Source organism: Rhizobium leguminosarum, assembly GCF_019798305.1.
Taxonomy (GTDB): Bacteria; Pseudomonadota; Alphaproteobacteria; order Rhizobiales; family Rhizobiaceae; genus Rhizobium; species Rhizobium leguminosarum_U.
In genome coordinates this window covers 1-12,112 of the sequence record NZ_JAAXDD010000012.1, presented here as the reverse complement: position 1 = coordinate 12,112, position 12,112 = coordinate 1, and the positions used below count along the sequence as shown (strand labels likewise).

Annotated in this window: 8 protein-coding genes and 1 pseudogene; 8 read left to right on the top strand and 1 reads right to left on the bottom strand. The window is 60.6% G+C overall.

Annotated elements, in window-relative coordinates:
• Positions 1 to 68: 68 nt before the first annotated feature.
• A pseudogene (locus HFO99_RS21295) lies at positions 69 to 1,699 on the bottom strand (ArnT family glycosyltransferase).
• Between the two features lie 1,577 nt (positions 1,700 to 3,276).
• Between HFO99_RS21295 and HFO99_RS21290 the strand changes: the two are divergent.
• The 8 genes from HFO99_RS21290 (at position 3,277) to hflX (ending at position 11,691) form a co-directional block, all read left to right on the top strand.
• The gene (locus HFO99_RS21290; RefSeq protein WP_222363431.1) at positions 3,277 to 4,266 is read left to right on the top strand and encodes a potassium channel beta subunit family protein; all 990 of its coding nucleotides are present in this window, start codon (positions 3,277 to 3,279) and stop codon (positions 4,264 to 4,266) included.
• Positions 4,267 to 4,423: 157 nt separating this feature from the next.
• Positions 4,424 to 4,705: a hypothetical protein gene (locus HFO99_RS21285; RefSeq protein ID WP_012757344.1), complete on the top strand. Its 282-nt coding sequence runs from the start codon at positions 4,424 to 4,426 to the stop codon at positions 4,703 to 4,705.
• Entirely contained in the window at positions 4,702 to 5,043 is a 342-nt protein-coding gene (locus HFO99_RS21280) for a hypothetical protein (protein ID WP_222363429.1), read from the top strand. Before HFO99_RS21285 ends, HFO99_RS21280 begins: the two co-directional genes overlap by 4 nt.
• Before the next feature lie 340 nt (positions 5,044 to 5,383).
• On the top strand, positions 5,384 to 7,651 hold the full coding sequence (locus HFO99_RS21275) for a sensor histidine kinase NtrY-like (RefSeq protein WP_222363427.1): 2,268 nt from the start codon (positions 5,384 to 5,386) through the stop codon (positions 7,649 to 7,651).
• A complete protein-coding gene (locus tag HFO99_RS21270) occupies positions 7,641 to 9,005 on the top strand; it encodes a sigma-54-dependent transcriptional regulator (protein WP_017960314.1) in 1,365 nt (454 codons plus the stop codon). Before HFO99_RS21275 ends, HFO99_RS21270 begins: the two co-directional genes overlap by 11 nt.
• A 64-nt stretch (positions 9,006 to 9,069) precedes the next feature.
• A complete protein-coding gene (locus HFO99_RS21265; RefSeq protein ID WP_222335330.1) occupies positions 9,070 to 9,933 on the top strand; it encodes a D-amino-acid transaminase in 864 nt (287 codons plus the stop codon).
• Between the two features lie 112 nt (positions 9,934 to 10,045).
• Positions 10,046 to 10,288, top strand: a complete 243-nt coding sequence (gene hfq / locus HFO99_RS21260) for an RNA chaperone Hfq (protein ID WP_003539403.1) — start codon at positions 10,046 to 10,048, stop codon at positions 10,286 to 10,288.
• A 77-nt stretch (positions 10,289 to 10,365) separates the two neighbouring features.
• Positions 10,366 to 11,691 (top strand): GTPase HflX, encoded by a 1,326-nt coding sequence (hflX, locus tag HFO99_RS21255; RefSeq protein WP_222363425.1) that lies wholly within the window; start codon positions 10,366 to 10,368, stop codon positions 11,689 to 11,691.
• The last annotated feature ends 421 nt before the right edge of the window (positions 11,692 to 12,112 follow it).

The window sequence follows — 12,112 nt, the reverse complement described above, 5'->3', positions numbered from 1 at the left end:
CGAAGTCTCTTTTCTCTCGAACCGTCGAGGCCATATCCCGGGGCCGATGGCCCTGGACAGTCGCGATCTCATGGACGGGTGATCCTATAGACCAGCAAATCATCCGAATCCACAAGCTTGGTTGCGGTCTTGTCCAGATAGTCGATGACACCATCATGATGCTCGACGAATAGCCGGTCCTGCTTGTCGACGGCGTTCTTGGCCGCGCCGAACAGATCCGCGCCCTGCGCGCGCAGTTCCTCGAGCTGTGCGATCGCGGTGGCGTCATCCGCGACGAATTTCGACCATTCGACATCGCCTCCGCCAGGCGGGAACACCAGCCGCGCGCCCTGCTGTAGTAGACTGCGACGGGATCGCCGACCTCGGGCGCGATGGCGACGACAAGGTCGCCCGGTTGCGCCAACCGCGCCAGTTCCTCGCCAAGCAGCTTGCCCTTCATGGCGATTGGCTTCTTCATCGTCCTGACGAGGGGCAAGGTCGACCAGGCGAGCCCGACGGCCACGATGCAGATCGAGCGAAGCACAACCGCCGGCGTCAGAATGCTTCGCGATGCAAGCGTTGCCAGAAGAAGCGCGCCGTGGCCGCAGAACATCGCGACCGGCACATGGAAGATGTGGAAGTTCCACACATTGCTGGTGATCTCGCCGGCCGCAGCCAGATAGACGATCATGGCAGCAGCCAGCCACACATAGGGAATGGCCGAAAGGGTGCGTTGCTTCGGGTCTTCGGCGGGGCTGGGCGGCAGCCACAAGCCGACGGCCAGCAGCACCAAGAACGGATAGCCGTAGAACCACAAGACCGAGGTGTTCCATAAGGATTCGAAATAGAACCTGTCCCTGACATATGTCCAGAAGCCGTAATCCCAGATATAGCCGCCGGTGCCGGCGACATGAAACGGCGGATAGCTGCGGCCGAGATAAATCGCCCAGCTGAAATAGGCGCCAATGATCGCCAGGCTCAAAAGCCCCGACAGGAAAACCCAGGTCGCCTGCTTTCGCTTCTTCTCCAGAATCCAGCAGACCATCAGATAGAAGATGACGGCGCCGGCAGCGATGCCTGGTGGCTTTGACAGCACGCCGAGAGAGAAGCAGACGGTGGCGAGCGGCAAGAGCCAGCCGCTTCCGCCGGCCCAGTATTTGGCCAACAGCCAGACGCCAAGGGTCACCAAGGCCAGCATCGCGGGATCGGGAAGAAACGAGCTGTCGATCATGATCGCCGCCGGCATCAGCGCGTAGGCAAGTGCCGTCGCGTGGGCGTGCATCTCGTCCCAGCAGAGCGCAGTTAGCCGGTGTAGCGAAAACACCGTCAGCAGACCGAAGAAGGCAGCAACCATGCGGCCGAACCAGTCGTGCCAGCCGAAGAGCTGGTAGAGCAGGGCTGTGAGATAGCTGACGATCTGGAACTCGCGGCCCTGATAGCTTGGCCCGGGTCCGGTCCAGCTGACCTCCGGAAAGAAAATGTTCCAGCTGCGCTGCCGGAAATTGTCGGCCATCATTGCAGTGCTTATCTCGCGCCAGCTGAAGCCGTCGATCAGCGGCAAGGTGATCTTGTGGAATCTGAAGACGATCGCAATAAACAGGATTCCCAGGAAGATCGCGGTGTCGAGGTTCAGGTAGTTGCGAGCAGCCAAGTCCCGGTCGGTCCTCTGCTGCTGACATTGCAGACCTTTGGCCTGATTCAATTCCGGGTCGTGCCTTATCTGAAACCGTGTCCTCCCTTCCGCCCGACGCGGCGTGATATGCGCCGGCATCGGATCGATAGGAAGATTAGGCTGAGCGGGATCTCGCCGCCGGCGCGGTCGGCTGCGGAGCGGCTCGGAGGCTTCACCGAGCAGCGTCTTGGAAGGCTTGCGGGGCGGTTTTCTCATGATGGCAGTTCATCAGCAAAGCCTTAAAAAGCAATTCACCAAGATTGATTATTGATCCATTCGAACATAATGAGAACATCGACGGGGTGGCTGCCAGTCTGAAAACTGAGCTATGGAGTGCGGGATGCGCGAGCCGCCGATCAGCGAAGCCGTGGGAGACGATGACCGTGAGGAGGTAATCGCCTATCGAAGGGCGCCACTATCGGCATTCTGCTGGAAAGACAGCCGATTGGTGATCTGGGGGCGGGTACGATAATGAGCGAGTATATTTCCATGTCGGGTGAACAGCGTGCACCGCAGCATCCTAGATCAGTGCTTCGGGGGTGCCCCAAGGTTGACAAAAAGACATCCATTGCCAATCTCTATTTGTGTCAGAAGGTCCGCCCTTACCTCTTCGCCAACAACCGCTTTTAAGTGCCGCCACTTTTGGCCTGTCGGATGTGCAGGCACCGGTACGCCTTCTCGCAAAAACAGCGTTACTTCAGGAGCTTCATCTGATTTGTAGATGCAAATTCTCACCGGCTCAAGTCCTTTTAGCAGCAAATATTGTGCACTGCAAAACAAGAAATGGCAAACATTCATTTGCCGGGCAAGTCAACGTTGGGCCGGATTCTGACGGCTAAAGCGTCGAAGTGGCGGCGGCAGGTAGTGGCCCACAGATCTAGCGGATGTTAGACCGCCTCGAGTTTTCGGTGAGGCGCCCCGGGAAGGTCGACGCCGATGATATCGCCAGGGCGTATCTTGCCGGAGGTCGGTCGAGGGCCGGGCAGCCAAGGGAATTGTCAAACTCTACGTGTGAACCGGCCGGGCCGGGTCGCGGTTAAAAGAAGGCGGCAGGCCCTCATGTTGCCCACCGCCCACCCCTCCCGGCGTCCGCCGCCACGGTCGGGAGGAGCGCTGAGCCTATCTGAGCCAGGCCACGGTTTGTATCCAAGCAGACAAACAAAGATGCGGTGTCATTCGACAGTCACATAAGCATTTGTGAGGAGTGTTTTGCCGAGAGGCGAATGTCATTGAAGTTGTTGCGGTCGTCGTCGCCGTGCCTGTGGATAGGCTGTGGATATCCGGTGGATGACACGATCAATCAGCGGGCGATAACGTCGCCGATGCCAATTGCATGTTGCCTATCCGTTCCGAATCTCATCATTCTGCCGTTGCTGCTGTCGACCTCCGCCGCAAACGTCGTCGATCGCATGCCACGGGGCGCTCCGACTGATGTCGTGGAGCGCCCTTTTCTTTACCGTCTGGGGCTGACCGAAACTGCGACGTCGTATTTTGGTCAACTTGGCGCACTGAGCCTCGTATATCGTTGCGCATGCCATAGATTACGCCAATCGGTCGTCGATCAATCGGGCGATGCGCCCCCGGTGACAGGCCGGCACATGTTCATAATTTGCGGGAGTTGCATGATGGAATATCGACGTTTGGGAAAGTCGGGCCTGCAGGTGAGCGAGTTCTCCTTCGGTTCCTGGGTGACGTTCGGCAAGCAGGTCAATGGAGGCGACGCCGTCGACCTCATGAAGCTTGCGTATGACAACGGGGTGAACTTCTTCGACAACGCCGAAGGATACGAGAGCGGCAAGTCCGAGATCGTGATGGGCGAGGCGCTCAGCAGGCTTGGCTGGAGCCGTGACAGCTTCGTCGTCTCCAGCAAGGTCTTCTGGGGAGGTGAGAGGCCGACGCAGCGCGGCCTGTCGCGCAAGCATGTGACCGACGCCTGCCACGCAGCGCTCAAGCGGCTTCAGGTCGACTACCTCGACCTTTACTTCTGCCACCGCCCGGATATCGACACGCCGATCGAGGAAACGGTCCGGGCGATGCACGACCTCGTCGCCCAGGGCAAGGTGCTCTACTGGGGGACGTCGGAATGGTCCGCGCAGCAATTGACGGAAGCCTATGCCGTCGCCCGGGATTTGCGCATCACGCCGCCGACCATGGAACAGCCGCAGTACAACATCTTCGAACGCCAGAAGGTTGAATCTGACTACCTGCCGCTCTACGACCTGATCGGCCTTGGCACTACGATCTGGTCGCCGCTTGCCTCGGGCGTCCTGACCGGCAAATACAATGACGGTGTGCCGGCCGATAGCCGTATGAACCTGCCGGGCTACGAATGGCTCAAGGAAAAGTGGTCCAGCGATGCCGGCCGGGTCCAGCTCAGGCAAGTTGGCGAGCTCGCAAAGCTCGCCGACGAGATCGGCATGTCGATCACGCATCTCGCCCTTTTGTGGTGCCTCGCCAACCGGAACGTCTCGACGGTCATTCTCGGAGCCTCGCGCGCCAGCCAGCTGCAGGACAACCTCGCTGCCCTCTCACACCGAGAAAAGATGACGTCTGACGTGCTGGACCGGATCGACACGATCGTCGGAAACAAACCCGAAGGACCACGTCGCTTCTAGAGAAAACAAACCTCTCGACGGGCCAGATCAAGGCCCGTCGAGAGACGTCGCTGGCCAATCGTTCCAGCGATGGCGCGTGAGAGGGCCTGCGTATCCGTGACTAGGTTGGATCGGCTGTAATGAGCTTTTTGCAACAGTGACATGATAGAGAAGCGGGATGCATTTTCTTGAAGTTTTCGCGATCGGAAGTCTTATAGCCGCTGGAATTTTTCACGTCTGCATGCTCTTCGCCTTCGAGCACCTGACCAGTAAGATCAACAAATATGGGCCGAACTTGGTAACGAAAAGGGGAAGGGCGCTCCCCGAAATTGATCAGAACAGCCAAGTGATTCCACGGGAATTGAAGAGTCAATTCGTGCTTTACCGGCAGTGTTGGATCGTTTTCATGGTCGTGTTCATGATGCCTGTGGCGGTTTACTTGATCAGTAAGGCAAAATGAAACGCTCTAAGTTTCGTATCCTTGCGTGGCTGTTATTTTTCTGCGCCATCAGTCAGGGGAAAATCGAGGCGAATTTGACAGGGATCAGTCTTTTCGCAAGACCTGATAGCTTTGCCAGTATGTATCTGAGAATAAACGCTTTCGATGAATCCTTCACTCGCTGCCGGATCGCCATGGACGTTGCAAGTGCGATCGGTGATGCCAGTTGCAGAAGGTCTCTACGACTCATCAACGAGTTCTCTGACCTGGTCGGTATGGGTGTAATACGCGATGACGACGAGAAGACGCTCAAACGGGTCTTAGATTTTCTGATCCAATACAGGGATCATAGTAAATGAGCCTGCAGTCTAGTTTCCAACACGACGGAAAGGCTGACGGCACACAGCATGGCAAACGGCAGGCGATTTGCCCAGCCTACAGCGCCTGCTCGTCAGTGCATCATCCGGCAACCGCGACGCCGCGACTGCGAAAGCATGGCCGACGAGACAAGGTTAATACGGCTTGACAATGTGACGAGACGCGTTGCATTTTCGCCACAATGCGTTGCTTAAAGGTCACGCACGGGTTTTGGACATTCGCTCCCGATCGAGTCGTTGCAACGCTGGCTTCTTTAAGCCGGCGTTTCCTTGGTTTCGATCGGATGGCGAGGGCGGCAGGTGCCGTCTGAAGAGAGGCCGAATGACGCAGGATGGGGTATCGCCGCCCGCGGCGAGCGAGACGGTGACGACGGTGACCGATCGCCGCGCCCTTTTTGCCGTGCCCGGCCTCGTGCTCGCCGGCGGCGCGCTCCTCTGCGCCACGGCGACGCTTTTCGTGCTGCTCGGTCTGACGCCGATCGCGCCGACGTCGCATGTCGTCATCACCTCGGTGATCGTCAATTCCTTCTTTGTCCTGACGCTGCTCGCCTTGATCGCTCGCGAGGTGGCAAGGCTGCTCAAGGCGCGCACCCGCGGCCGTGCGGCAGCCCGCCTGCATATTCGCATCGTCGTGCTCTTCTCGATCGTGGCGATCACGCCGGCGATCCTCGTCGCCATCTTCGCCAGTATCACGCTGAATGCCGGCCTTGACCGCTGGTTTGCCCTGCGCACCCAGTCGATCGTCAGTTCGTCGCGCAATATCGGCCAGGCCTACATGATGGAGAATGCCAGCTATCTGCAGGGGCAGACGGTCTCCATGGCCAACGACCTGGAGCGCAACCGAGCGCTCTACAGCCTCGACCGGACGGGTTTTGCCGACCTCATGACCCGCCAGGCGAGGGGCCGCGGCCTGCTCGGCGCCTTTCTCGTCGAGCGCGACGGCTCGGTGATCGTCCAGGCCGATATCGCCACCGAAAAGCCGCTGCCGGCCATTCCGCAGGACGCGTTGGAAAAGGCGGCTGCCGGTCAGCCGACGCTGATCCCGCCCGGCGTCACCAATCTCGTCGGCGCCATCATCAAGCTCGATGCCATCCAGGGCACCTTTCTCTATACGGTGCGCGCCGTCGATCCCAAGGTCATGGGCGCCATGCGCATGATGGAGGAGAACGCCACCGAATACCGCTCGATGGAGGCCAACCGCTTCTCGCTGCAGGTCGCCTTCGCCGTGCTCTATATCGGCTTCGCGCTGATCGTGCTCCTGGCGGCGATCTGGACCGCGATCGCCGTCGCCGACCGCATCGTCCGGCCGATCCGCCTGCTGATCACCGCAGCCGACAGCGTTGCATCGGGCAATATGGACATCGTCGTGCCGGTGCATGCCGTCGACGGCGACGTCGCCAACCTCTCGCGCACCTTCAACAAGATGATCTCGGAAATCCGCACCCAGCGCGACGAGATCCTGGAGGCCAAGGACGAGGTCGACGACCGCCGCCGCTTCATCGAGGCGGTGCTGTCGGGCGTCACCGCCGCCGTCATCGGCGTCGAGCAGGACCGCCGCATCGCCATCGTCAACAGTTCGGCCGAGACGCTGATGTCGCTGTCGGCCGACGAAATGCTCGGAAAGCGGCTGGTTGACATCGCGCCGGAGGTCGATCACGTGTTGACCGAGGCGGCGGTGCGTTATCGCGGCGATTTCCGCAAGCAGATCGCCCTTGTGCGCGGCGGCACGGTGAGGACGCTGAGCGTCCAGGTCACCCGCGAGGAAGTGCGCGACATGAGCGAATCCTACGTGATCACGCTCGACGACATCACCGATCTCGTCATCGCCCAGCGCTCGACCGCCTGGGGCGACGTGGCCAGGCGCATCGCCCATGAGATCAAGAACCCGCTGACGCCGATCCAGCTGTCCGCCGAGCGCATCCAGCGCCGCTACGGCAAGCAGATCGACCCGGATGACCGCACCGTCTTCGACCAGTGCACGGATACGATCATCCGCCAGGTCGGCGATATCGGCCGCATGGTCGACGAATTCTCAGCCTTTGCCCGCATGCCGAAGCCGACCAAGGAGCCGAGCGACCTGCGCAATATCCTGCGCGACGCGATCTTCCTGCGCGAGATGGGTAACCATCACGTCACCTTCGAGCAGGATTTCGGCGACCAGCCGCTGGAGGGCTTGTTCGATAGCCGCATGCTCGGCCAGGCTTTCGGAAATCTCATCAAGAATGCCGTCGAATCGATCGAGGCCGTTCCGAGCGACGAACGGGACGAACGCAAGGTTCTCGTCCGCGCAGCCCTCGATACCGGCCGCGACCGCTTCACCGTCGACGTGATCGACAATGGCCGCGGCCTGCCGGTGGAGAACCGCCACAGCATTCTGGAGCCCTATATGACGATGCGCGAGAAGGGCACCGGCCTCGGCCTCGCCATCGTCAAGAAGATCATCGAGGAACATGGCGGGCAGCTCGAGCTGCATGATGCGCCCGCCGATTTTGACCGGGGAAGAGGGGCCATGATCCGCGTGCATCTGCCACGCCTGGATCCGACGCCTGCTCCCGCAGCCAATGACAAGGAAAGCGTTTATGGCCTCTGATATTCTCGTCGTCGACGATGAGCACGATATTCGCGAGATCGTTTCCGGCATTCTCTCCGACGAGGGACACGAGACGCGCACGGCCCATGACAGCGACAGCGCGCTGGCGGCGATTTCCGATCGCGTACCGCGGCTGATCTTCCTCGATATATGGATGCAGGGCAGCAAGCTCGATGGCCTGTCGCTGCTCGACGAGATCAAGACCCGCCATCCGGAACTTCCCGTGGTGATGATATCAGGCCATGGCAACATCGAGACCGCGGTCTCGGCGATCAAGCGCGGCGCCTTCGATTTTATCGAAAAGCCCTTCAAGGCCGACCGTCTGATCCTGATCGCCGAACGCGCGCTAGAGAATTCCAAGCTGAAGCGCGAGGTCTCGGATCTGAAGCGCCGCACCGGCGACGCGCTGGAGCTGATCGGCACATCGGTCGCCGTTTCGCAGCTGCGCCAGACGATCGAGAAGGTTGCACCGACCAACAGCCGCATCATGATCCTCGGCGCCTCCGGCTCCGGCAAGGAGCTGGTGGCGCGGATGATCCACAAGAAGTCGGCCCGCGCCAACGGCCCCTTCGTTGCGATCAACGCCGCCAACATCACGCCCGACCGCATGGAGGTGGCGCTCTTCGGCACCGAGGGCACACCCGGCCAGGCACGCAAGATCGGCGCGCTCGAGGAAGCCCATCGCGGCATCCTCTATCTCGACGAAGTCGGCGAAATGCCGCGCGAGACGCAGAACAAGATCCTGCGCGTGCTGGTCGATCAGCAGTTCGAGCGGGTTGGTGGTTCCAAGCGCGTCAAGGTCGATGTCCGCATCATCTCCTCGACCGCCTATAATCTTGAGAGCCGCATCGCTGAAGGATGGTTCCGCGAGGATCTCTATCATCGCCTCGCCGTCGTGCCGGTGCGTGTGCCGGCCCTTGCCGAGCGACGCGAGGACATTCCCTTCCTCGTCGACCAGCTGATGCGCCAGATATCCGAGCAGGCCGGCATCCGTCCACGCCGCATCGGCGACGACGCCATGGCGGTGCTGCAGGCGCATGATTGGCCCGGTAACATCCGCCAGCTGCGCAACAACATCGAGCGGCTGATGATCCTTGCCCGCACCGACGGCCCGGATGCGCCGATCACCGCCGACATGCTGCCGACCGATCTCGGCGACATGCTGCCGAAGGTTTCCGCCAAGAACGACTATCACATCATGACGCTGCCGCTGCGCGAAGCCCGCGAGATGTTCGAGAAGGATTATCTCATCGCCCAGATCAACCGCTTCGGCGGCAATATCTCGCGCACCGCGGAATTCGTCGGCATGGAGCGTTCGGCGCTGCACCGCAAGCTGAAGTCGCTCGGCGTCTGAATGTATCCGGCGCGCCCGACGCCGCGCCGCGTCCCATATTGCTTCCCGGAAGACCAGGTTTCCCATGCCGAGAATTGCCTATGTGAATGGCCGCTACGTCAAGCATTCCGATGCCAGCGTGCATATCGAGGATCGCGGCTACCAGTTTGCCGATGGCGTCTACGAGGTCTGCGAGGTGCGCCACGGCTATATCGTCGACCTCACACGCCATCTGAACCGTCTCGACCGTTCGCTTAGTGAGTTGCGCATCGCCTGGCCGATGGGCCGGGCGGCGCTGACGCAGGTCATTCGCGAGACGCTGCGTCGCAACCATGTCCGCAACGGGCTTTTCTACATGCAGGTGACGCGCGGCGTCGCCCGCCGCGATCACGTCTTCCCGGCAGAGGGAACGCCGCCCTCGCTTGTCATCACCGCCAAGAGCACAGATGCCAGGATCATTGCCGCCAAGAACGCCAACGGCATCAAGGCGATTACCCTTGTCGACAACCGCTGGGACCGCGTCGACATCAAGTCCATCGGCCTTCTGCCGAATGCCATGGCCCGCCAGCAGGCCAAGGAGGCCGGCGCCCAGGAAGCGATCTATGTCGACGGCGATGGCATGGTGAAGGAAGGGGCGGCGACCAATGTCTGGATCGTCGATCCCGACGGTACGCTGGTGACGCGCCCGGCCGAACACGGCATCCTGCGCGGCATTACCCGCACCACCTTGATGGATGTCGGTGCCAAGCTGGGGTTGACGATCGCGGAGCGGAACTTCTCCGTTTCGGAGATGCTCGCGGCCCGCGAGGTCTTCCTCACTGCAGCCACAAGCATTTGTTTTCCGGTCGTTTCCGTCGATGGCCACGCCATTGCCAACGGTCATCCGGGCAGCGTTTCGCAGAAAATCCGCGAGGCCTTTTTCGACGTTGCGGAAAAGATTGCGATTTGATACCAAGATTTGCTGGACAGGTGGAATGAGGATGCCACCGGTCTTCGCATGGTGAGGTTGATTGATATTCTACCGGCCAGATCAGGTCGGCAATAAAGAAAGAAGCGGCGCGATGGCGGAACGTTCTCAGAATCTTCAGGACTTATTTCTCAATACTGTTCGCAAGCAAAAGATTTCCCTGACAATCTTTCTGATCAACGGCGTGAAACTCACGGGCGTTGTTACGTCTTTTGACAATTTCTGTGTTCTTCTTCGCCGTGACGGCCACTCGCAGCTCGTGTATAAGCATGCGATATCGACGATCATGCCGGGCCAGCCCATGCAGATGTTCGAGAGCGAAGAAGCCGCGTCCTAACAGGATCAGCCGTCATTTCGACACGCGATACCAAGAACGATTCGATCATCCCTGAGGCCGCCAAGCACAGGGACGACATGCGCGCGACTGTCGTCGTGCCGGTTCTGAAATCGCGCAGTCGCGGCGGCCAGAGCGAATCGGCATCGACCCGCACGCCGGAAAGCCGGCTCGAAGAGGCGACGGGCCTTGCCCAGGCGATCGATCTCGATGTCGTCAATGGCTCGATCGTCCCGGTCAATGATCCGAGACCGGCCACGTTGCTCGGCACCGGCAAGATCGAGGAGATCAAGGCGCTGCTCGATGAGCGCGATTCCGGTCTCGTCATCGTCGATCATCCGTTGACGCCGGTGCAGCAGCGCAACCTCGAAAAGGAATGGAACGCCAAGGTCATCGACCGGACGGGCCTCATCCTCGAAATCTTCGGCCGCCGCGCCTCCACCAAAGAAGGCACGCTGCAGGTCGACCTCGCCCATCTGAATTATCAGAAGGGCCGTCTGGTCCGAAGCTGGACCCACCTTGAACGCCAGCGCGGCGGCGGCGGCTTCATGGGCGGCCCCGGCGAAACCCAGATCGAAGCCGACCGGCGGATGCTGCAGGATCGCATCATCAAGCTCGAACGCGAGCTGGAGCAGGTCGTGCGTACTCGCCAGCTCCACCGCGCCAAGCGCCGCAAGGTGCCGCACCCGATCGTGGCCCTGGTCGGTTACACCAATGCCGGCAAGTCGACGCTGTTCAACCGCATCACCGGCGCTGGCGTAGTGGCCGAAGACATGCTCTTTGCCACGCTCGACCCGACGCTTCGGCGCATGAAGCTGCCGCACGGCCGCACCGTCATCCTGTCCGACACCGTCGGCTTCATCTCCGACCTGCCGACCCATCTGGTCGCCGCCTTCCGGGCGACGCTGGAAGAGGTGCTGGAGGCCGATCTCATCCTGCATGTCCGCGACATGTCCGATGCCGACAACCAGGCGCAGAGCTCCGACGTGATGCGCATCCTGAACGATCTCGGCATCGATGAGGCCGAAGCTGAAAAACGGCTGATCGAGGTCTGGAACAAGATCGATCGGCTGGAGCCCGAGGTGCACGATGCCATGGTGCAGAAATCGGCCGGCGCCAGCAACGTGGTGGCGGTTTCCGCCGTCAGCGGCGAGGGCGTCGATACGCTGATGGAAGAGATCAGCCGCAGACTGTCCGGCGTGATGACCGTGGCGACGATCCGCCTTCCGGTCGACAAGCTGGCACTGCTGCCCTGGCTTTACGATCACGCGATCGTCGACAGCCGCGAGGATAACGAAGACGGCACGATCACGCTTGATCTGCGCCTGTCCGAAACCGAGGCGACCGAACTCGAGCGCCGCATCGGCAACGGACCGAAGTCTGATAAGGAAGATTGGGAGCGGTAATCGCCCCTTTAAGGATGTGCTTTCGCCTCCCTTTATAAGCTCGGCTCAATCGGCGTAACGGGCGGCCTATCGAATACCGTATGGTTTGACTTGGCTGAGAGGAAGCAAGAGCGCTGCCACATCCCCCTTCTCCCCAGCGGGGAGAAGATGCCGGCAGGCAGATGAGGGGTGAGCGACGACAGGAGCGAATGCGCTGAGCGCAAGCGAAGAGCAATGAAGGACGTGTCGCGTGGCCCCCTCATCCGACCCTTCGGGCCACCTTCTTGGATGACAAAAATGTAGGATACTAACGCCTCCGGGCGGGTGGCCGCCCGCCCGGAAGCTGGTTGTCGGATCGTCACCTTCTCAGTCGTTTGGGACTGTGGGGAGCAGGATCGCAACCGGCTCTTCATCTGGCCCGTGTGGTTGCAGGAACCTTGGG

What these genes read in the sequence shown, in the direction of transcription:
- HFO99_RS21290 (WP_222363431.1), top strand. Translation starts at nt 3,277, where the DNA reads ATGGAATATCGACGTTTGGGAAAGTCGGGCCTGCAGGTGAGCGAGTTC.
- HFO99_RS21285 (WP_012757344.1), top strand. Translation starts at nt 4,424, where the DNA reads ATGCATTTTCTTGAAGTTTTCGCGATCGGAAGTCTTATAGCCGCTGGA.
- HFO99_RS21280 (WP_222363429.1), top strand. Translation starts at nt 4,702, where the DNA reads ATGAAACGCTCTAAGTTTCGTATCCTTGCGTGGCTGTTATTTTTCTGC.
- HFO99_RS21275 (WP_222363427.1), top strand. Translation starts at nt 5,384, where the DNA reads ATGACGCAGGATGGGGTATCGCCGCCCGCGGCGAGCGAGACGGTGACG.
- HFO99_RS21270 (WP_017960314.1), top strand. Translation starts at nt 7,641, where the DNA reads ATGGCCTCTGATATTCTCGTCGTCGACGATGAGCACGATATTCGCGAG.
- HFO99_RS21265 (WP_222335330.1), top strand. Translation starts at nt 9,070, where the DNA reads ATGCCGAGAATTGCCTATGTGAATGGCCGCTACGTCAAGCATTCCGAT.
- hfq (WP_003539403.1), top strand. Translation starts at nt 10,046, where the DNA reads ATGGCGGAACGTTCTCAGAATCTTCAGGACTTATTTCTCAATACTGTT.
- hflX (WP_222363425.1), top strand. Translation starts at nt 10,366, where the DNA reads ATGCGCGCGACTGTCGTCGTGCCGGTTCTGAAATCGCGCAGTCGCGGC.